General features: G+C 37.0%; 19 protein-coding genes. All 19 read left to right on the top strand.

Annotation, left to right across the window (positions count from 1 at the left end):
- The first annotated feature begins 1 nt into the window (after window position 1).
- The 19 genes from NAF01_RS20975 to NAF01_RS20885 all read left to right on the top strand — a co-directional run bounded on the left by NAF01_RS20975 (window position 2) and on the right by NAF01_RS20885 (window position 18,518).
- Window positions 2-1,795 (top strand): ABC transporter ATP-binding protein, encoded by a 1,794-nt coding sequence (locus tag NAF01_RS20975; RefSeq protein ID WP_226620276.1) that lies wholly within the window; start codon window positions 2-4, stop codon window positions 1,793-1,795.
- 183 nt (window positions 1,796-1,978) lie between these two features.
- The gene (locus NAF01_RS20970; RefSeq protein ID WP_226620244.1) at window positions 1,979-2,704 is read left to right on the top strand and encodes a YveK family protein; all 726 of its coding nucleotides are present in this window, start codon (window positions 1,979-1,981) and stop codon (window positions 2,702-2,704) included.
- Window positions 2,691-3,353, top strand: a complete 663-nt coding sequence (locus tag NAF01_RS20965; RefSeq protein ID WP_226620245.1) for a CpsD/CapB family tyrosine-protein kinase — start codon at window positions 2,691-2,693, stop codon at window positions 3,351-3,353. Before NAF01_RS20970 ends, NAF01_RS20965 begins: the two co-directional genes overlap by 14 nt.
- A 278-nt stretch (window positions 3,354-3,631) precedes the next feature.
- Entirely contained in the window at window positions 3,632-3,772 is a 141-nt protein-coding gene (locus tag NAF01_RS20960; protein WP_226620246.1) for a hypothetical protein, read from the top strand.
- A 33-nt stretch (window positions 3,773-3,805) separates the two neighbouring features.
- Window positions 3,806-5,635, top strand: a complete 1,830-nt coding sequence (locus NAF01_RS20955; protein WP_226620247.1) for a nucleoside-diphosphate sugar epimerase/dehydratase — start codon at window positions 3,806-3,808, stop codon at window positions 5,633-5,635.
- Between the two features lie 17 nt (window positions 5,636-5,652).
- On the top strand, window positions 5,653-6,534 hold the full coding sequence (gene galU, locus NAF01_RS20950; RefSeq protein WP_226620248.1) for a UTP--glucose-1-phosphate uridylyltransferase GalU: 882 nt from the start codon (window positions 5,653-5,655) through the stop codon (window positions 6,532-6,534).
- A gap of 10 nt (window positions 6,535-6,544) precedes the next feature.
- Window positions 6,545-7,696: a glycosyltransferase family 4 protein gene (locus NAF01_RS20945; protein WP_226620249.1), complete on the top strand. Its 1,152-nt coding sequence runs from the start codon at window positions 6,545-6,547 to the stop codon at window positions 7,694-7,696.
- On the top strand, window positions 7,681-8,790 hold the full coding sequence (locus NAF01_RS20940; RefSeq protein WP_226620250.1) for a glycosyltransferase family 1 protein: 1,110 nt from the start codon (window positions 7,681-7,683) through the stop codon (window positions 8,788-8,790). The genes NAF01_RS20945 and NAF01_RS20940 overlap by 16 nt, the downstream gene beginning before the upstream one ends.
- A 5-nt stretch (window positions 8,791-8,795) precedes the next feature.
- A complete protein-coding gene (locus NAF01_RS20935) occupies window positions 8,796-9,686 on the top strand; it encodes a glycosyltransferase family 2 protein (protein ID WP_226620251.1) in 891 nt (296 codons plus the stop codon).
- A gap of 39 nt (window positions 9,687-9,725) precedes the next feature.
- Window positions 9,726-10,805 (top strand): EpsG family protein, encoded by a 1,080-nt coding sequence (locus NAF01_RS20930; protein ID WP_226620252.1) that lies wholly within the window; start codon window positions 9,726-9,728, stop codon window positions 10,803-10,805.
- A 19-nt stretch (window positions 10,806-10,824) separates the two neighbouring features.
- The gene (locus NAF01_RS20925; protein WP_226620253.1) at window positions 10,825-11,985 is read left to right on the top strand and encodes a glycosyltransferase family 1 protein; all 1,161 of its coding nucleotides are present in this window, start codon (window positions 10,825-10,827) and stop codon (window positions 11,983-11,985) included.
- Between the two features lies 1 nt (window position 11,986).
- Window positions 11,987-13,189 carry a glycosyltransferase gene (locus NAF01_RS20920; protein ID WP_226620277.1) on the top strand — a complete coding sequence of 401 codons (1,203 nt, stop codon included), beginning with the start codon at window positions 11,987-11,989 and terminating at the stop codon, window positions 13,187-13,189.
- A 17-nt stretch (window positions 13,190-13,206) separates the two neighbouring features.
- Complete coding sequence (gene galE / locus NAF01_RS20915) at window positions 13,207-14,298, top strand: UDP-glucose 4-epimerase GalE (protein ID WP_226620254.1); 1,092 nt, start codon at window positions 13,207-13,209, stop codon at window positions 14,296-14,298.
- A gap of 9 nt (window positions 14,299-14,307) precedes the next feature.
- The gene (locus NAF01_RS20910; RefSeq protein WP_226620255.1) at window positions 14,308-14,475 is read left to right on the top strand and encodes a YwzD family small protein; all 168 of its coding nucleotides are present in this window, start codon (window positions 14,308-14,310) and stop codon (window positions 14,473-14,475) included.
- Between the two features lie 3 nt (window positions 14,476-14,478).
- Window positions 14,479-15,093 (top strand): sugar transferase, encoded by a 615-nt coding sequence (locus NAF01_RS20905; RefSeq protein WP_226620256.1) that lies wholly within the window; start codon window positions 14,479-14,481, stop codon window positions 15,091-15,093.
- Complete coding sequence (locus tag NAF01_RS20900) at window positions 15,090-15,734, top strand: acetyltransferase (RefSeq protein ID WP_226620257.1); 645 nt, start codon at window positions 15,090-15,092, stop codon at window positions 15,732-15,734. The genes NAF01_RS20905 and NAF01_RS20900 overlap by 4 nt, the downstream gene beginning before the upstream one ends.
- Window positions 15,735-16,898, top strand: coding sequence for a DegT/DnrJ/EryC1/StrS family aminotransferase (locus NAF01_RS20895; RefSeq protein ID WP_250801072.1), 1,164 nt, complete (start codon window positions 15,735-15,737; stop codon window positions 16,896-16,898). It abuts the gene before it with no gap.
- Window positions 16,899-16,935: 37 nt separating this feature from the next.
- A complete protein-coding gene (locus tag NAF01_RS20890; RefSeq protein WP_250801071.1) occupies window positions 16,936-17,286 on the top strand; it encodes an XRE family transcriptional regulator in 351 nt (116 codons plus the stop codon).
- A 41-nt stretch (window positions 17,287-17,327) separates the two neighbouring features.
- A complete protein-coding gene (locus tag NAF01_RS20885; RefSeq protein WP_250801070.1) occupies window positions 17,328-18,518 on the top strand; it encodes a glycosyltransferase in 1,191 nt (396 codons plus the stop codon).
- Window positions 18,519-18,534 lie beyond the last annotated feature (16 nt).

The raw sequence follows: 18,534 nt of genomic DNA, 5'->3' as shown, positions 1-18,534 counted from the left end.
GATGAAACAAGTTTTATATTTTTTCAAACAGTTATATTCCTACTCTGGGAAAAAACTATATATAAACCTCCTAGGTATGGTTCTTATTAGTTCTCTAGATGGAGTTGGCTTATTGCTGCTAATTCCGGTCATTAGTTATAGTGGTATTGTAAACTTTGAGGGAGGGACCTTGGCTGCAACAAAGGCCCTTTATTTTCTTCAGCAAATTCCAACCACATATGGGTTAGCCTTCATACTTTTAATGTTTTTGCTAGTTAATATTCTTCAAAATTTGCTTCAACGATATGTGACGATTCAAAACGTAAAGGTTCAGCATGGGTTTGCCCGATACTTAAGAATGGAGATTTATAGGGATTTGCTTCATGCGAATTGGGGATTTTATGTTAAAAAGAGGAAATCAGATCTCATAAATACAATTACTTCTGAATTGGCCCGTGTTCATGCTGGTACAAATATATTTTTACAGTTTATTACTGCCATTATTTTCACATTTATTCAAATTGGTATTGCTTTTTTATTATCACCTGAAATCACATTATATGTATTATTAAGCGGTTTGATTTTATCTGTTTTTTCCCGGGGATTCATAAAAAGATCCCGTTTACTTGGCGGGAAAACGTCTGAACTAGGGAGGATTTTTTTAGCAGGTGTTACAGATAATTTTAATGGAATAAAAGATATTAAAAGTAACACAATGGAACAATCCCGTATGAGTTGGTTTCAGTCAATTACACAGAGCATGTACGATGAACAAATGGAATATATAAAGCTAAAAACCGCTTCACAATTCTATTACAAAGTTGCTTCAGCTGTATTCATTTCTATTTTTATTTTTTTATCTGTGAATCTGTTTAATTCGCAGCCCGCTCAGTTAATGCTGATTATTATTATTTTTACAAGGTTATGGCCAAGAGTGACGGGGATTCAATCAAGCCTTGAACAAATAGCGACCACCATCCCAGCTCTAAAAGCAGTTATCCAATTAAAAAGTGAATCTCAGGCATCTAAAGAATTAGATGCTTTAGAATTTCAAAAAATAACGCCTCTAAATGTTATGAATGGAATCGAGTGTAAAAATGTATTTTTTCGGTATACCCAAAACGAAAATGTATACGCCTTGAATAGGATTAATGTATTCTTTCCTGCAAATCATATGTCAGCGGTAGTTGGGAAATCCGGAGCTGGCAAAAGTACTTTGATTGACCTATTAATGGGACTAAACCAGCCTGAAAAAGGCGATATTCTAATAGATGGAATTCCGTTATCAAAGGAAAACCTCTTAGCGTTAAGACGTTCGCTCAGTTATGTCCCCCAGGATCCATTTCTATTTAATACAACGATTAGAGAAAATCTAATGTTGATTCAGCCAAATGCAACTGAGGAAGAGATTTGGGAAGCTTTAGAGTTTGCTTCAGCTGACTTTGTTAAAAATCTTCCTCAAGGAATTGATACCCTTATTGGTGATAGGGGAATAAGATTGTCCGGTGGTGAACGTCAGCGTCTTGTCCTTGCGCGTGCTATTTTACGGAAACCATCGATCTTAGTATTGGATGAAGCAACAAGTGCACTAGATACAGAAAATGAAACAAAAATTCAAGAATCACTTGAAAAACTAAAAGGGAAAATGACAATAATTGTAATTGCTCACCGTCTTTCTACAATAAGAAACGCAGATCAAGTAGTGGTGCTGGATAAAGGAGAAATAATCCAAAGAGGTGAGTTCGGCAAGCTGGCAAGTGAAAAGAATGGGATGTTTAGCAATCTACTCGGAAAGCAAATGGAAACCGCGCTATAAAATTATCAGAAAAATTTGTATGTTGGTATTGACTTGTTCTTTATAGAGAACTAAAATAGGGATATGATAAAAATTTCCTATTAATTCTGGTGTAAAACCTATAAAAGTTGTTATCTAGAATTTTTTTTGATCTAACAGTTCTTTATTCAGAACAATTGAAAACATACCAATAAGGTGGTTACTATGAATCATTTTCAAGATCAAAGAGTAGCTAAAGAAATTAATTTAAAAGATCTGTTTAGGGTAATAAAAAAACGTATTTGGATTGTAATTGTTTTTGCTGTTATAGCAACAGCAGCTGGGTGGTTTTATAGCAATGCTAACAAGACGGTTCCATTATATGAAACTTCGACAAATATCATAATAAACGCTGAGACGGGTTATCGAAATACTTTACAGGTAATTATTAAAGACACAATAGTATTGGAAAAAGTAATTAGGGAACTGGAACTTCAGAGTTCACCGAGTTCACTTGCTGGCAGTATTAATGTAGGCAGCATAGATGATACCCAAGTAGTAAAAATCACTGTTACTGATACCAATCCAACGAGAGCTGCGGATATTGCCAATACAACTGCCAAAGTATTTATTGAAGAAATTCCCAACATAATGGGATTCGAAGATGTGAGAGTTTTGTCAGAAGCAAAAATAAATCCGATACCAATTAATGAAGATAATCAAAATAAAATTATTATTGCCGCTTTCATCTTTGGGATTATTGCAGGGATTGGTTTAATCTTCTTAATTGACTCTCTTGATGATTCAATTAAATCTGAAAAGGATATTGAATCTGTACTCGGCATCCAAGTGTTGGGAAGCGTTTCAAAAATAAATAAAAAGAATGTAAACAAAAGAAAGAACAGACAAACAAAATTAGAGTTTAGAGGTGAAACGATTGGTTTTAAGTAAAAGAAAATCAGAATCAGCCGTTAAGAAACGGAACTTGATTGCCTACACGAACCCTGAATCGATCATTTCTGAACAATATCGGACTATACGAACAAATCTCTATTTTATTAACGGAGAGAGAAAAAGCAATACTTTGCTGATAACTTCACCAGGAAAATGGGAAGGGAAGTCTACGACAGCTTCCAATATTGCCGTATCAATGGCCCAGCAAAAAGAAAAGGTTCTCCTTATTGATGGGAGTTTAAGAAACCCAAGTGTGCATCATATTTTTAAGACAGCCAATAATACCGGTTTAACAGATATTCTGACAGGAAAGGTCAGCTTTGAAGAAACAGTTCTATCTTCAGAAATTGGCAGCCTGGATATTCTAACAAGCGGCACAATCCCTTTTAATCCTGCTGAATTACTTGCATCAGAAATGATGAAACAGCTGCTGCAAAAAGTAAGCTCCCTTTACGACATCATTTTAATCGACTCTCCCCCAGTACTCGAAGTAACTGATACAAAAATTCTCGCCAATTTAAGTAATGGTGTTGTTCTGGTAGTTAGGAAGGACAAAACAAAAATGGAAAGTGCTATCGAGTCAAGAAAAGTTTTAGAGTATGCAAGATCAAAGATTGTCGGAGTTATTTTAAATGAGAAAAGCTAGTAAAAAAGTAGTATGTTCAGCTAGGAGCTGACATATATTTTTTAAAGATTTTGTTCGTTATTTAGAATTAAATGTTCTTTAATGTGGCGATGTCTCCTTGCCGTTATCAATGGAGGCACTCGGTCATGCTGTGGGTTGAAAGACCTTAGACGCCGGTCGTCGAAAGTGTGATGTGAGGAGGGGTTGAATGCCCCAATTATTAATAAAAATCTTCATAATAAGGTTTGGTCTAAACCCTATTATGAAGGTTTTTATTATTTATCAAAGGAGATGCAGGAATGAAAGAGATTGATAAATTTCCAAAGTCAATTAAGAAGGCTGTAAGGTATATAAAACAAGATGCTACTAGAGAACAGCTGGAAGAGATCAGGAAGCTGGTTGAATACGCCATACAGCGAAGAAATATAACGCTTGAATAAATGTAATCGAAAATCATGTAAAGGAGGGAAAACATGTCGTATCGACAAAGACTGTCGCTGTTTATTTTGGCTGATTCTTTTATTGTTTTGTCTGCCATTTTCCTGGGACGATTTTTAGTAGATGCCAGCATTTATGTGATTACTTTGCCTGTTTTAATTAGCTCCATCGGCATTATAGTAAGTCATCATTTATTTTCATTTAAATTTAAAATCTATCATAAAGCATGGGAGTATGCCAGTATTGGTGAATTAATCATCATTTTTAAAGTGGTTAGCTTATCCATTTTGACAGCAGTCCTGATCCAGCAAATACTGCTGCAGGAAATTTACTACAGGCTCCTGGCTGTAACCTGGCTGCTGCAAATGCTTCTTATTGGTGGATCAAGATTCTGCTGGAGAATTTATCGCGACAATTACTTAATAAAAAATAACAACAAAAAAAGGACCCTCATAATTGGCGCTGGTTCAGCCGGGACGATGGTAGCCAGGCAGTTATTAAAAAATAATGAAGCCGAACTGCATCCAATTGCTTTTATCGATGATGACCGCAGAAAGGATCAATTGCATATTCTAGGGTTACCTGTTGTCGGCGATATAACGCAAATACCTGAAACAGTAATTAAATTAGGTATTGAGAACATCATCATCGCCATTCCATCACTAAGCAGAAAAGAGTTAAGTTTGATTTTTCAGGAATGCGCTAAAACGAAAGCCAAAACCCAGATTCTGCCGATGCTGGAGGACCTGGTGACAGGGAAAATATCTGTGAATGCTTTCCGGGATGTAAAGGTTGAAGACCTTCTGGGAAGGAGTCCTGTTGATTTGGATATAGAATCTATATCTGAATATGTAACGAACAAAACAGTTTTGGTGACAGGTGCAGGCGGCTCAATTGGCTCTGAAATCTGCCGTCAAATATCAAAATTTAAACCGCAAAGGCTTGTGCTTTTGGGACATGGGGAAAATAGCATCTATTCCATTGAACTTGAGTTAAAAGAGAAATTCAGCCATCTGCCAATCGAGTTCTTGACGGAAATAGCTGATTTGCAGGACGCAAAAAAAATGATGTCTGTAATGAGTATGTACCAACCTGATGTGGTATATCATGCTGCTGCCCATAAGCATGTGCCTCTTATGGAGAGAAATCCCGAAGAAGCGGTTAAGAACAATATCATTGGTACCAGGAATGTCGCAGAAGCGGCCAGCTGGCATGGAGTGAAAACCTTTGTCATGGTCTCTACCGATAAAGCGGTTAATCCAACAAGTGTAATGGGTGCGTCCAAGCGTCTCGCTGAAATGATTGTTCAAAATATGGATCAAAACAGTGAAACGAAATTTGTTGCTGTCCGTTTCGGCAATGTCCTGGGATCACGAGGCAGTGTCATTCCCCTATTTAAAAAGCAAATCGAAAAAGGTGGACCGGTAACTGTCACACATCCCGATATGGTTCGCTATTTTATGACCATTCCCGAGGCATCAAGATTAGTCATACAGGCAGGTGCTTTAGCAAGAGGAGGGGAAATATTTGTGCTGGATATGGGAGATCCGGTAAAAATAGTAGATCTTGCAAGAAACTTAATCAAATTATCGGGTCATTCTATTGAAGAGATTGGGATAAAGTTTACTGGCATCAGACCCGGAGAGAAGCTTTTCGAGGAATTGCTAAAGGACGATGAAGTACAGGAGCAGCAGGTATATCCAAACATTTATATTGGAAAAACGGCAAATCTTTATCTCGAGGACATAGATGAAATCATACAAACCTATCATTCCCTTGATAAGGGAGCTTTAAGAGAAACACTTATTAATCTGGCAAACAACAAAGCTGCAATGCCAGAGCCGGTTATGTCAATCTCAAGTTAAGAAAGGCGGATTATATAATGAAGAAAGTAAGAAAAGCCATAATTCCTGCAGCAGGTTTGGGAACGAGATTCTTACCTGCAACAAAAGCCATGCCCAAGGAAATGCTGCCAATCGTTGATAAGCCAACAATTCAGTACATAATAGAGGAAGCCATTGAAGCAGGCATTGAAGATATCATTATTGTAACCGGAAAAGGAAAAAGGGCAATTGAAGATCACTTTGACCATTCCTTTGAATTAGAGCAAAACCTTCTAGAAAAAGGAAAGCTTGAGTTATTAAATGAAGTGCAAAAGTCATCACAGATGGCGGATATCCATTACATTCGCCAAAAGGAGCCAAAGGGGTTGGGCCATGCCATATGGTGTGCACGCAAATTCATTGGAAACGAGCCTTTTGCAGTTTTGTTAGGTGATGATATCGTGCAAGCCGAAAAGCCTTGTCTAAAGCAAATGATTGAACAATACGAGAGATACAATGCATCAATCCTTGGAGTACAGCAGGTTGCAAATGAAGAAGTGTCCAGATACGGAATTGTGGATGGAAACGAAATTGGGAATCGCTTTTACAGTGTTAATAACCTGGTGGAAAAGCCAAGGCAGGATGAAGCCCCTTCAAACCTTGCAATTATGGGAAGATATATTCTAAACCCTAGAATTTTCGAAATTTTAAGTGAACAAAAACCTGGAGCAGGCGGAGAGATCCAATTAACAGACGCCATTGCCGGCTTGAATTTGCATGAAGCGGTTTACGCTTATGACTTTGAAGGTGTCAGATATGATGTCGGCGAAAAAATGGGCTTTATCCAAACTACGATTGAATTTGCTTTAAAGCGAGGAGAATTAAGGAAAGATCTTTTAGATTATCTATCAGCTGTTCTTGATAGACAATTAATCAAATAGGGAGAAGCCTATGAGAAAAAAGGTGTTATTTTGTGCAACAGTTGACTACCATTTCAGTGCTTTCCATTTGCCTTATCTAAAATGGTTTAAAGAACAAGGATGGGAGGTTCACGTCGCAGCTGCCGGTGAGTTAGGTCTCCCTTATGTAGATAAGAAATTTAATATACCTATTCAAAGATCTCCCTTCAAGTGGAAGAACATTGTAGCATATAAGCAATTAAAGGCAATTATTGATGAAAACGAGTATAAAATCATCCATTGCCACACTCCGATGGGCGGTGTATTGGCCAGGCTGGCTGCGGGATCAGCCAGAGGGCATGGCACAAAGGTCATTTATACGGCACATGGATTCCATTTTTGCAAAGGTGCATCTCTATTAAATTGGCTTATCTATTATCCTATTGAAAGAGCGCTTTCTAGCCTAACAGACTGTCTTATTACTATTAATAATGAGGATTATAAACTTGCTGTAAAGCATAAGTTTAAGGCAAAACAGATAGAGCATGTTCATGGTGTTGGAGTGGACACAGAAAGATTTTCCCGAATAGAAGGATTTCACAAATCTGTCTTAAGAGCAGAGCATCATTATGATCATGATGCTTTTTTGCTGTTTTATGCAGCAGAATTTAACCGAAATAAGAATCAGCAGTTACTGATTAAGGCAATGGGATTGATAAAAGAACAAGTTCCCAGTGCTAAGCTGCTTTTAGCGGGCGAAGGAGTTTTATTGGAAGACTGCAGACAGCTTGCGAAGAAACTTGGAGTAGAAGATATGGTTCATTTCTTAGGTTTCAGGAAAGATGTGGAATACCTGGTAAAAATGAGTGATCTTGCTGTTGCTTCAAGTTTGCGGGAAGGCCTTCCAGTTAACATAATGGAGGCAATGGCTTGCGGCCTTCCAATAATAGCTGTGGATAACAGAGGTCATCGGGAATTGGTGCAAAATGATATAAATGGCTGGCTCATTGGCAGAAATGATCTAGAACTGGCAGATAGGATTATGACTCTTGCCAAGAACAATAATTTAAGAAGGCAGCTAGGCTTACAAAGCCGAAGAATTATTTTAGAAAAATACAGTTTGAATAGAACACTAAATGAACAAAAGATGTTGTATGCAAAACTCATGGATGAGATGGAGGTGGTTCAGTGGGCAGTCCATTAAGGGTATTACACGTTGTGGTTAATATGAATAGGGGCGGAGCTGAGACCCTGATTATGAATTTATACCGCAATATCGACCGTTCCAAGGTACAATTTGATTTCCTGACATGTAAACCAGGTGCCTTTGATGATGAAATCAGAAAAATGGGCGGGAAGATTCATAGAATTCCTTATGTATCAGAAGTGGGACATTTTAAATATATGCGGGAATTGGATCAATTCTTCTTAGGACATAAATATTATAAGATCGTTCATTCACATATGGATAAGATGAGCGGAATCGTTTTAAGATCAGCCAAAAAAGCAGGATTACCTATTCGAATTTCGCATAGCCATAATACACAAAGTGAGGGAGGGTTGCCTGCAAGGACCTATAAATGGATGGCAGGAAAACTCATTATTCCGAACTCAACAAGTTTTTTTGCTTGCTCTAATTATGCTGCTAAATGGTTATTCAATAAGAAATCCGGGCTTACTAGGATTTTGAAAAATGGAATAGAGTATGATAAATTCTCTTATTCTTCTGAAGTGAGGAAACAAGTACGGAAAGAGTTACAGCTAAATCAAAATAATTTTGTTTTAGGTCATGTTGGCAGGTTTGCTCATCAAAAGAACCATTCGTTTCTTATTGATGTTTTTGCGGATTTTTGTAAGGTAAATGAAAATGCAGTTTTGCTGCTGGTTGGAGATGGGCCATTGCGGAAAGACATTGAAAAAAAAGTTAGCGGTTTACATTTAGATAAAAAGGTTAAGTTTTTGGGAGTGCGAAGTGATATCAATCGGATTCTACAAGGGCTGGATGTATTTGTTTTTCCATCGTTGCACGAGGGTTTGCCGGTTTCGTTAATTGAAGCACAAGGTGCCGGACTGCCTTGTTTTATTTCAGACCAGGTTTCACCAGAAGTTGATCTGGGGATGAACTTAGTTGAATTCGTTTCCATAAACGAAAAGTCTCTTTGGAGGGATAAGCTGGAAAGATTGCCTTTATCAGATACTTCAAGAAGAAGCTTCAAAGAGCCTTTTAAAGCTAAGGGATATGATATAACTGCAACTGCACTTGAAATTGAAGCCTTTTATTTAACGGTAGCGGGGTGAATAGAATGAAGAAAAAGTTAACTGTATTTACCCCCACTTATAACCGTGCCTATTGTCTGGATAAATGCTATCAAAGTCTAATCCGCCAAACCAGCAAGGACTTTATCTGGCTTATCATTGATGATGGGTCTACAGATCATACTCAAAAATTAGTAAATGGATGGATAAAGGAAAATGAAATTGAAATCAAATATGTTTGGCAGGAAAACCAGGGAATGCATGGAGCCCACAACACTGCGTATGAGCTTATTGATACTGAACTAAATGTCTGCATAGACTCTGATGATTATATGCCTGTTGATGCGGTTGAAAAAATTAATTCATTCTGGGGACAATATGGCAGTGAAAAAGTAAGCGGAATAATTGGTTTGGATACAAATACAGATTTTGAAGTTATTGGCACTAGAATGCCTGATCATTTAGAGACGTCTACATTGTTTGATCTTTATAATAATCACGGTGTTAAAGGTGATAAAAAGCTGGTGTATCGTACGGATTTAACAAAACAATACCCCTACCCTATTTTCCAGAATGAAAAATATGTTGGGCTGGCTTACAAGTACTATATGCTTGATCAGCAATATGAAATGCTTCTCATGAATGAAGTACTATGCTGTGTAGAGTATCTTCCAGATGGTTCTTCTTTGAATATGTTAAATCAATATCGGAGAAATCCAAAAGGCTTTGCCTTCTATCGGAAAGAGTTAATGAAGCTCCCATTTGCCAGTCTTTCGTTCAAGTTTAGGCAGGCCATCCATTATGTGTCCAGCAGCTTGTTAATAAATAATAAGAGGTTTATAGCTGAAGCTCCGAATAAAATATTTACTTTCTTAGCCGTTCCTTTTGGAATGCTGCTCTATTTCTATATCAAATCAAAAACAGAGGCTGTAACCTAACAATTATGAATGGGTATCTTTTTTGAAAGGATAGGTAAAATGACGTTTTTATGGATCAATCTTTCTATCGTTTTTATTTGTTCTTTCTTAGCAAGATACTTCTCGAAACCAGTGTTAGCATTTGGATCCATCAAACCTTTAAAACTCAACAAAATCTTGCTGTTAGGAGTTTTATTTTCACTAGTAATTGTATCAGGTCTTAGATCAAACATAGGTGATACATATTTTTATAAACATATTTATGAAATGAATGATTTTACTTGGGACTACATAGCTTCTCAGAAAGATATCGGATTCGGAATACTCCAGATGTTTTTGAAACTGTACTCCGATGACCCTCAGATTATGATTCTAACTACGGCCTTAATTACAAATGTCCTTATTGTTTCTGTTCTCTCAAAGTATTCGAGGTTATTTGAACTCAGCACCTATGTATATATTACAGGCGGATTATTTCTAATATCCATGAATGGAATAAGGCAAGTACTGGCTGCTGCGATTATTTTTACAGGTACAAAGTATTTAATAAATGGAAATTGGCTTATGTATTTTTTTATTGTACTCTTGGCTTCAACTTTTCATCAAAGTGCAATAGTTCTAATACCCATATACTTTTTAGTAAGATATAAAGCCTGGTCCAAAGCCACTTATATTCTCCTGTTTTTTTCGATTGTAATCGTCATCGGATTTGATCAATTTTCATCCCTTTTATTTTCAGCAATAGAAGATACGCAATATGGCCATTATTCTAACTTTCAAGAAGGCGGTGCCAATGTCATAAGGGTGGCAGTAGATGCTGCACCTCTATTGATAGCATACCTGGGAAGAGATAAGTTAAGAGAAATATTCCCAAGTGGCGATTATATAGTAAATATGGCTCTAATTGGATTTGTTTTTATGATTATTTCAACACAAAATTGGATTTTCGCCAGGTTTTCAATCTATTTCAGTTTGTATCAATTAATTCTCATTTCATGGATTGTAAAACTTTTTAATAAGAAAGAACAAAGATTTGTATATTATGCATTATTAATTTGTTATTTTTTATATTTCTATTATGAAAATGTTGTCAGTTTAAACATTATATATAAAAGTGACTTTCTTGATAAATTACTTTAAAGGGCATGGGGGGAAGAGAATGAATAAGTTAGAACATCCGGTTAGAATCTTGCACATTGTCAGTTCAATGGGGCGAGGCGGAGCGGAAAGCCTTATCATGAATATTTATCGAATGATTGACCGTTCAGAAATTCAATTTGATTTTATTACGCATAGCAAGGGAGAAGAAGACTATGATGAAGAAATTAAATTGATGGGCGGAAGAATATATAGGATCGCCAGTCTGGGGGCATCTGGCCCGATAAACTACATGAAAAGTTTGGTCAAAATCATGTCGGCAAACAATTATGCTGCAATCCACGCCCACACCGATTATCAAAGCGGATTTCCGGCATTAGCAGCAAAGCTATGCGGAATAAGTACAAGAATTTGTCATTCTCATAGTAATAACTGGCTAAAAAATAGTAGCTTTAAAGAAATGTTCGTCCTAAGAGGATTGCAAACGATGATTAAGCTTTCAGCTACTAAATATTGCAGCTGCAGTGAAGAAGCGGCAAAGTTTTTATTTGGAAAGAAAAACGTATCAAAAGTACAAATCCTGAAAAACGGAATCAATGTAAATGAGTATACCAATATCGGTACTAGTTCTCGAATTCAAGTTCTGGAGGAATTACACTTACCCGAGACTGCAAAATTAATAGGCCATGTAGGGCGGTTTTCAGAATCAAAGAATCATATTTTTATATTAAAAGTTTTAAAAAAGCTGCTGGAAACCGATCCTAGTTTTATAGCCTTATTGATAGGTGAAGGGCCTCTAAGGAAAGTGATTGAAGAGAAAGCAGAAAGAATGGGGCTGAGCGAGAATATCAAATTTTTGGGAGTGCGGACTGATATACCAAGGCTAATGAAATCATTTGATATTTTCTTTTTTCCTTCACTTTTTGAGGGATTTGGCATTGTAATGCTGGAAGCACAGAGCACAGGAACACCATGTATTGCCTCTTCTTCTGTTCCAAAAAGTACAGATATGGAATTGGGGTTAGTACAATACCTTGACTTAGGTGATAACTTGGATAGCTGGGTTGATGCAGTTAAAGAAACTGTTAAAGCAAAAAGACCAAGCAAACAGGCAATAATAAACAACTTTACTAAGCTTGGATTTAATATCCATGAGAGCTTAAATGATTGGCTGGGCTTGTATGAAATGAAAATCTATGATTTAAGTTACGGGCGAGGTTAACATAATGAAGAAAAAAATATTAATTTCTTCTTTTGATTTGGCCATTGGCGGTGTAGAAAGAAGTTTGATAGGTTTACTAAATCATATTGATTACAGCAGATATGATGTAGATCTCATGCTGTTCAAGCAGGAAGGAGAATTTCTTCCCCTTCTTCCATCAGGCCCCAACTTGTTGCCTGAAGTTCCGCAGTATACAACATTCAGGAAGTCGATAAGCCAAATTGTGAAGGAAGGGAATTATTCGATTGGTTTTTCCCGGCTATTAGCAAAAATGCTTAGCTCCATACATGGAAAAGTAAAGAGAGTAGATGAACCAGGATATTTAACCATTCAGTATGGCTGGGAACTGACAAATCCTTTTTTGCCAAAATTTAACAAAGAATATGATGCGGCCATAGGATTCCTGTGGCCGCATCACTTTATAGGACAAAAAGTTAAGGCGAAGAAACGGATCGGGTGGATTCATACAGATTACTCTAATATTTATTTAAATTCAGATATAGAAAAACGCATGTGGGATAAGGTAGATGATATCGTAGCGGTCTCGGAGGAGTGTTCAAAAACATTTTTGAATCATTTTCCGGATTGCACAAAGAAAGCAACCGTCATAGAGAACATCCTATCGTCCCAATTTGTCAGGCAGCAAGCTGATGAGGATGTAACAGGAGAAATAAAGACCAACCCTGGAAGAACGATTCTTCTGACAGTAGGACGCCTTTCACATGCAAAAGGTTTGGATAATGCTATAAAAGCATGCAGGAAATTGATTAATGATGGTTATGATATTGAATGGCATGTGGTTGGGTATGGCCCTCTTGAAACTGAGTTAAAAAACTTAATCAGCGAATTAGATCTTCACGATCGATTCTTCTTATTAGGAAAAAAGGTTAATCCATATCCTTACATTAAAGCGTGCGATATTTATGTTCAACCATCCAGATATGAAGGGAAGGCGGTCACAATACGTGAAGCACAGATTTTGGGGAAACCTGTGGTTTTAACCAACTTTCCAACGGCAAAAAGCCAGGCACAAGATGGTGTTGATGCGTTGATCACTCCACCCAATATTGAGGGAATTGTAAATGGGATTAAAAGAATGATAGATAACAATGAACTGAGAAAAGCACTGATTTCAAATATTAGGGAAAAAGAATATGGCAATGAAAAAGAGGTAGAAAAATTATATAAACTAATTGAGGCTTAGGGCGGGGAGGTTGTAGAATGACTATTCTAGTCACTGGCGGTGCCGGCTATATCGGCAGTCATACTTGTGTAGAACTATTAAAAGCGGGTTATGATGTTGCGGTGGTTGATAACTTTGTTAACAGTAAGCCGGAAGCACTGAAGAGAGTTCAGGATATAACAGGGAAGACTTTTAAGATTTATAACATTGATTTGCTTGATGAGGAGAAGCTTGAAACAGTATTCATAAATAATAATATTGAAGCAGTTATCCATTTTGCTGGTTTAAAAGCAGTAGGTGAATCGGTTCATTTACCGCTTAAGTATTTTCACAATAACATCACAAGTACAGTAACTCTATGTAAGGTAATGCAAAAGTACGGAGTGAAAAATCTGGTCTTTAGTTCATCTGCAACGGTTTATGGGACGCCAGAAAAGGTCCCGATTGTTGAGAATTCACCTTTGTATGCGACCAATCCATATGGCAGGACGAAATTAATGATAGAAGAAATGCTCAGGGATTTATATGAATCAGATAATAGCTGGAGTATCGCCCTATTAAGATATTTTAATCCAATTGGCGCCCATGAGAGTGGATTGATTGGAGAAGATCCTAACGGAATTCCCAATAATTTAATGCCTTATATTACTCAGGTAGCAGTTGGAAAACTAAAGGAATTGAGTGTCTATGGAAGCGGCTATCCGACAAAGGATGGAACCGGAGTAAGGGATTATATCCACGTGGTTGACCTTGCAAATGGCCATTTAAAAGCACTTGAAAAAGTGGCAACTGCAACTGGAATTGAAGCCTATAATCTTGGAACTGGAAATGGCTATAGTGTGTTGGAAATGGTTGAAGCTTTTGAAGAGGCTTCTGGTGTTAACATATCTTATAAAATTACAGAACCACGACCTGGAGATGTCGCCATTTGTTATGCAGACCCTGCTAAAGCCCATCATGAACTGGGATGGAGGGCAGAAAAGGGAATTGAAGAGATGTGTACGGATTCCTGGAGGTGGCAATTCTGCAATCCTAATGGATTTGAAACAAAAAATAATATGAAATTGGAAGAAAATCCTCGCTTAATTACTAAAAGTGAGGATTTCTCTTTAGAAAGCTTAGTAAAGTGAGGAATAGTAATGAGCTTATCCAGAAAATTTTCGCAGGAGCAGCTAAAGGAATTACTGGAAGATGTTTATAAAAAGGTAAATCAATCAGAGTACATCAAAACAGAAGAAGTTTTGGATGAAATACAAAATAGGATTCGCAGCTTTATAGGAACATCAGAACAAAATTGGGAGTTGTAGGCTTTGAAAAGGCTGTTAGATCTTTTTGCATCTACTCTGCTGCTTATAATTTTCTTTCCAGTAATTTTAGCATGTGGATTATTAATAAAAATAAAATTAGGCAGTCCAATCCTGTTCAAACAAGAAAGGCCGGGGTTAAACGGCAAACCTTTTTATTTATATAAATTCCGAAGTATGACAGAGGAAAGAAATGACAAGGGTCATTTGCTCCCGGATCACACCAGGCTGACCTCATTTGGGGAATTTTTAAGAAGGTACAGCCTGGATGAGCTGCCTCAGCTTATAAACGTTATCAAAGGAGATCTTAGTTTGGTCGGTCCCCGTCCACTATTAATGAAATATCTGCCATTATACACACCAGAACAAGCGAAGCGTCACCTTGTCAGGCCAGGTATAACCGGATGGGCTCAAGTGAACGGACGCAACGCATTAAGCTGGGAGGAAAAGTTTGAGCATGATGTGTGGTATGTAAACAACCGAAACCTGCTGCTGGATCTAAAAATATTAATATTAACCATTAAAAAAGTAATCAAATCTGAAGGGGTAAGTCAGCCAGGAAATGCAACTATGGAAAGCTTTAAAGGTTCAAAGTCTACTTTGAAAGAGGGACATGGATGAAATTAGCCATAATTGGTCAAGGCGGACATAGCAAAGTTATTGAGGACCTTATTTCGTTAAATCACAACCATAAAATTGTTGCCTATCTGGATGATAAATATGAAGAATTACACATGAAACAGGAAATCTTTTATGGCCCCATTTTATCTGCTATAACACTAAACGATCTCTTTAGAGAATTGAAATTCGTAATAGCAATTGGAAATAACAAGATTCGAAGATTAATTACTGAAAGTCTCCAGCTTTCTAAAGAGAATTATGCAACAATTATCCATCCTGCTGCTATCATTAGCCAACGAGCAGAAATAGATCACGGTACAGTAATAATGGCTGGTTCTGTCATTAATGCTGGAGCCCGTATTGGTGCCCATACCATTATTAACACCGGTGCCATCGTAGAACATGACAATAGGCTGGGAGATTTTGTTCATATTTCTCCGAATGCAACCTTAACAGGAAACGTCCAAATTGAGGATGGCGTACATGTTAGTGCTGGAGCAACCATTATTCCAGGGATAGCAATTGGAGAATGGTCAGTTATTGGGGCCGGAGCAACTGTTATCAGTAATATTCCTTCCCATTCTACCGCTGTAGGAGTTCCAGCTGCAGTGAAAACAAAACAAGTGATTGAAGGTGTATAAATGATCCATACATCAAATAAAAGCAAAATTTATCTTTCACCGCCTCATTTATCCGGCAATGAGATCAAGTATATCCAGGAAGCGATGGAATCTAATTGGATCGCGCCGCTCGGACCTAATGTAGATGCTTTTGAAAAAGAAATAGCTCAGTATACAGGAGTCAATGAAGCAGTAGCTGTAAGTTCAGGGACAGCTGCAATTCATTTGGCTCTTTCTTTATTAGATGTAAAAAAAGGTGATACTGTTTTTTGTTCTTCACTTACATTTGTAGCAAGTGCCAACCCGATTCTTTATCAAGGAGCAGAACCTGTCTTTATCGACTCGGAGCCGGAAACGTGGAACATGTCTCCGGAAGCGCTTGAAAGAGCATTTGCAGAGGCAGCCAGAGAAAGAAAGATTCCAAAAGCGGTTATAGTGGTCAATTTATATGGACAAAGCGCAAAGATGGATGAAATTCTCGCTATTAGTAATAGATACGATGTTCCCATTATTGAAGATGCGGCTGAATCTCTTGGTTCAAGCTATAAAGGAAAGCCTAGTGGAACCTTTGGAAAGTATGGGGTATTTTCATTCAACGGGAATAAGATTATCACTACATCAGGCGGAGGAATGCTCATTTCAGATGATACAGAGTTATTAAAAAGAGCCCGCTTCCTGGCTACGCAGTCAAGAGATCCAGCCCCACATTATCAGCATAGCCAAATAGGATACAATTATAGGCTGAGCAATATTCTGGCAGGAATTGGCCGAGGTCAAATGGAGGTTTTAGATGAAAGAGTGATGGCACGAAGGTTAATATTCTCACAATATTTTCAAGAGCTCTCTCATCTTCCGGGCCTTCAGTTCATGCCAGAACTGGAAAACACATTCTCAAATCGCTGGCTCACCGCATTAACAATAGATGAACATGCAGCTGGTGTCTCATCAAGTACACTCTTGGAAGCTTTAACTGATGAAAATATTGAAGCCAGGCCAGTTTGGAAACCACTGCATCTGCAGCCGTTATTTAAAGATGTGAAATATTACTCTCATAAAGTAGACCAAAGTGTGTCAGATGAATTATTTTTGTCGGGCATATGCCTGCCTTCAGGATCAAATTTATCTGAAGAAGAACTCACAAGGGTAACTGAATGTATAAAAAGTACAATGAAAGTAAAGGTGTAGACCTAAACCAAACCCTAGGGATAAAGAGGTATCAAGAATGATAGGAAAAAATATTTATGAAATTCGCAAAAGAAGAGGTCTAACCTTAACAGAGCTTGCAGATAGGGCGGGGATTGCAAAGTCATATCTAAGCAATATCGAAAGAAACCTGAATAAAAATCCTTCGGTAAATGTAATGGAAAAACTGGCTTTGGTTTTGGATGTCGAGCTTAAGGAATTATTGAACACAGAGAAGCCAACCGAGACTCAAAATCACCAGCTTGATAAAGAATGGTTAGAATTTGTAACGGATTTAAAGAATTCGGGAATTGATAAGGAACAATTGGAAGAATATAAAAAATTACTGGAATTTATTAAATGGCAGAATATAAAGGATTTAAATAATTAATGTAAGTAAAATAAAGCAGCTAATTGTGGGTGAATTAAAATATGAAAAAAAACCTATTATTTGTTATAGACTCATTAGACTGTGCAGGTGCAGAAAAGAGTTTGGTAACGCTATTATCACTTTTGGATTATTCTAAATACTCAGTGGACCTTATGTTATTTGGGCATGGTGGTGTCTTTGAGAAATTAGTTCCTAAAGAGGTAAATATTCTAAGACCTTTAGAATATACAGCATTCACTAAATTAAACTTAAAAGAAGCCTTCTTCTATTCTTTAAGAAACTTTAAATTTAATTTGCTAGTTACAAGACTTAATTACTCCCTTCGAATTCGTTACCAACAATATGAAAATTCACAAATAGCGAGGATTTTTTGGCAGAGTGTTTCTAAAGTTATTGAAAGTAATCCAAAGATTTATGATATTGCAATAAGTTATGCACAAGGGGTCCCAACTTTTTATGTAGCTGAAAAAATAATAGCAAGAAAAAAAATAGGATGGGTTAATACCAGTTATAGGTTAAATAATCAAGAGAAGAACTTCCAAAAAACATATTATGATCAATATAATAAAATAATAGCGGTCTCTAAATCAGCTCATGACATCTTTTTAGAAACATTTCCTATATACACCAATAAAATAGATATTTTATATGACATAAATAACCCTGACTTTATCAATAACATGGCTAATGTAGGGCAAAGTTTTGAAGATAATTTTAATGGTGTTAGACTTTTAACCATCGGACGATTTGATGCCGGAAAAGGTTATGATATGGCACTTGAAGCATGTAAAAAACTGAAAGAGAAAGGTATTAATTTTAGGTGGTATGTTATGGGAAAGGGTCCCCTTATAGAGGTAATCAAAAAAAGTATTAAAGAAAATAACCTTTGTGACCACTTTATTTTAATTGGTGTAAAAGCCAATCCATATCCATATATAAAAAATTCCGATATTTATGTTCAGACATCTAGGTTTGAAGGGTTCGGCCTTGCAATCGCAGAGGCACGAATGTTAAATATACCAGTTGTAACAACCAGGTTTGATGCCGTATATAATCAAATGGTAGATGGTAAAAATGGTCTTGTTGTTGATATGAACGCAGAGGCTATTTGTGAAGGGATAATAAAATTGATAAATGATGCTGATTTAAGGGAAGAAATAATTGAATACTTGCAATCTGAGAAAAAAGGGAATGTTGAAGAAATTGATAAGTTCTATCAGTTAATAGGGTGAGGAAGAGAGTGTAATC

It is taken from the genome of Cytobacillus firmus (assembly GCF_023657595.1).
Classification (GTDB): domain Bacteria; phylum Bacillota; class Bacilli; order Bacillales; family Cytobacillaceae; genus Cytobacillus; species Cytobacillus firmus_B.
This window is presented reverse-complemented; position numbering and strand designations above follow the sequence as displayed.

What these genes read in the sequence shown, in the direction of transcription:
- NAF01_RS20975 (WP_226620276.1), top strand. Translation starts at nt 2, where the DNA reads ATGAAACAAGTTTTATATTTTTTCAAACAGTTATATTCCTACTCTGGG.
- NAF01_RS20970 (WP_226620244.1), top strand. Translation starts at nt 1,979, where the DNA reads ATGAATCATTTTCAAGATCAAAGAGTAGCTAAAGAAATTAATTTAAAA.
- NAF01_RS20960 (WP_226620246.1), top strand. Translation starts at nt 3,632, where the DNA reads ATGAAAGAGATTGATAAATTTCCAAAGTCAATTAAGAAGGCTGTAAGG.
- NAF01_RS20955 (WP_226620247.1), top strand. Translation starts at nt 3,806, where the DNA reads ATGTCGTATCGACAAAGACTGTCGCTGTTTATTTTGGCTGATTCTTTT.
- galU (WP_226620248.1), top strand. Translation starts at nt 5,653, where the DNA reads ATGAAGAAAGTAAGAAAAGCCATAATTCCTGCAGCAGGTTTGGGAACG.
- NAF01_RS20945 (WP_226620249.1), top strand. Translation starts at nt 6,545, where the DNA reads ATGAGAAAAAAGGTGTTATTTTGTGCAACAGTTGACTACCATTTCAGT.
- NAF01_RS20935 (WP_226620251.1), top strand. Translation starts at nt 8,796, where the DNA reads ATGAAGAAAAAGTTAACTGTATTTACCCCCACTTATAACCGTGCCTAT.
- NAF01_RS20930 (WP_226620252.1), top strand. Translation starts at nt 9,726, where the DNA reads ATGACGTTTTTATGGATCAATCTTTCTATCGTTTTTATTTGTTCTTTC.
- NAF01_RS20925 (WP_226620253.1), top strand. Translation starts at nt 10,825, where the DNA reads ATGAATAAGTTAGAACATCCGGTTAGAATCTTGCACATTGTCAGTTCA.
- galE (WP_226620254.1), top strand. Translation starts at nt 13,207, where the DNA reads ATGACTATTCTAGTCACTGGCGGTGCCGGCTATATCGGCAGTCATACT.
- NAF01_RS20910 (WP_226620255.1), top strand. Translation starts at nt 14,308, where the DNA reads ATGAGCTTATCCAGAAAATTTTCGCAGGAGCAGCTAAAGGAATTACTG.
- NAF01_RS20900 (WP_226620257.1), top strand. Translation starts at nt 15,090, where the DNA reads ATGAAATTAGCCATAATTGGTCAAGGCGGACATAGCAAAGTTATTGAG.
- NAF01_RS20895 (WP_250801072.1), top strand. Translation starts at nt 15,735, where the DNA reads ATGATCCATACATCAAATAAAAGCAAAATTTATCTTTCACCGCCTCAT.
- NAF01_RS20890 (WP_250801071.1), top strand. Translation starts at nt 16,936, where the DNA reads ATGATAGGAAAAAATATTTATGAAATTCGCAAAAGAAGAGGTCTAACC.
- NAF01_RS20885 (WP_250801070.1), top strand. Translation starts at nt 17,328, where the DNA reads ATGAAAAAAAACCTATTATTTGTTATAGACTCATTAGACTGTGCAGGT.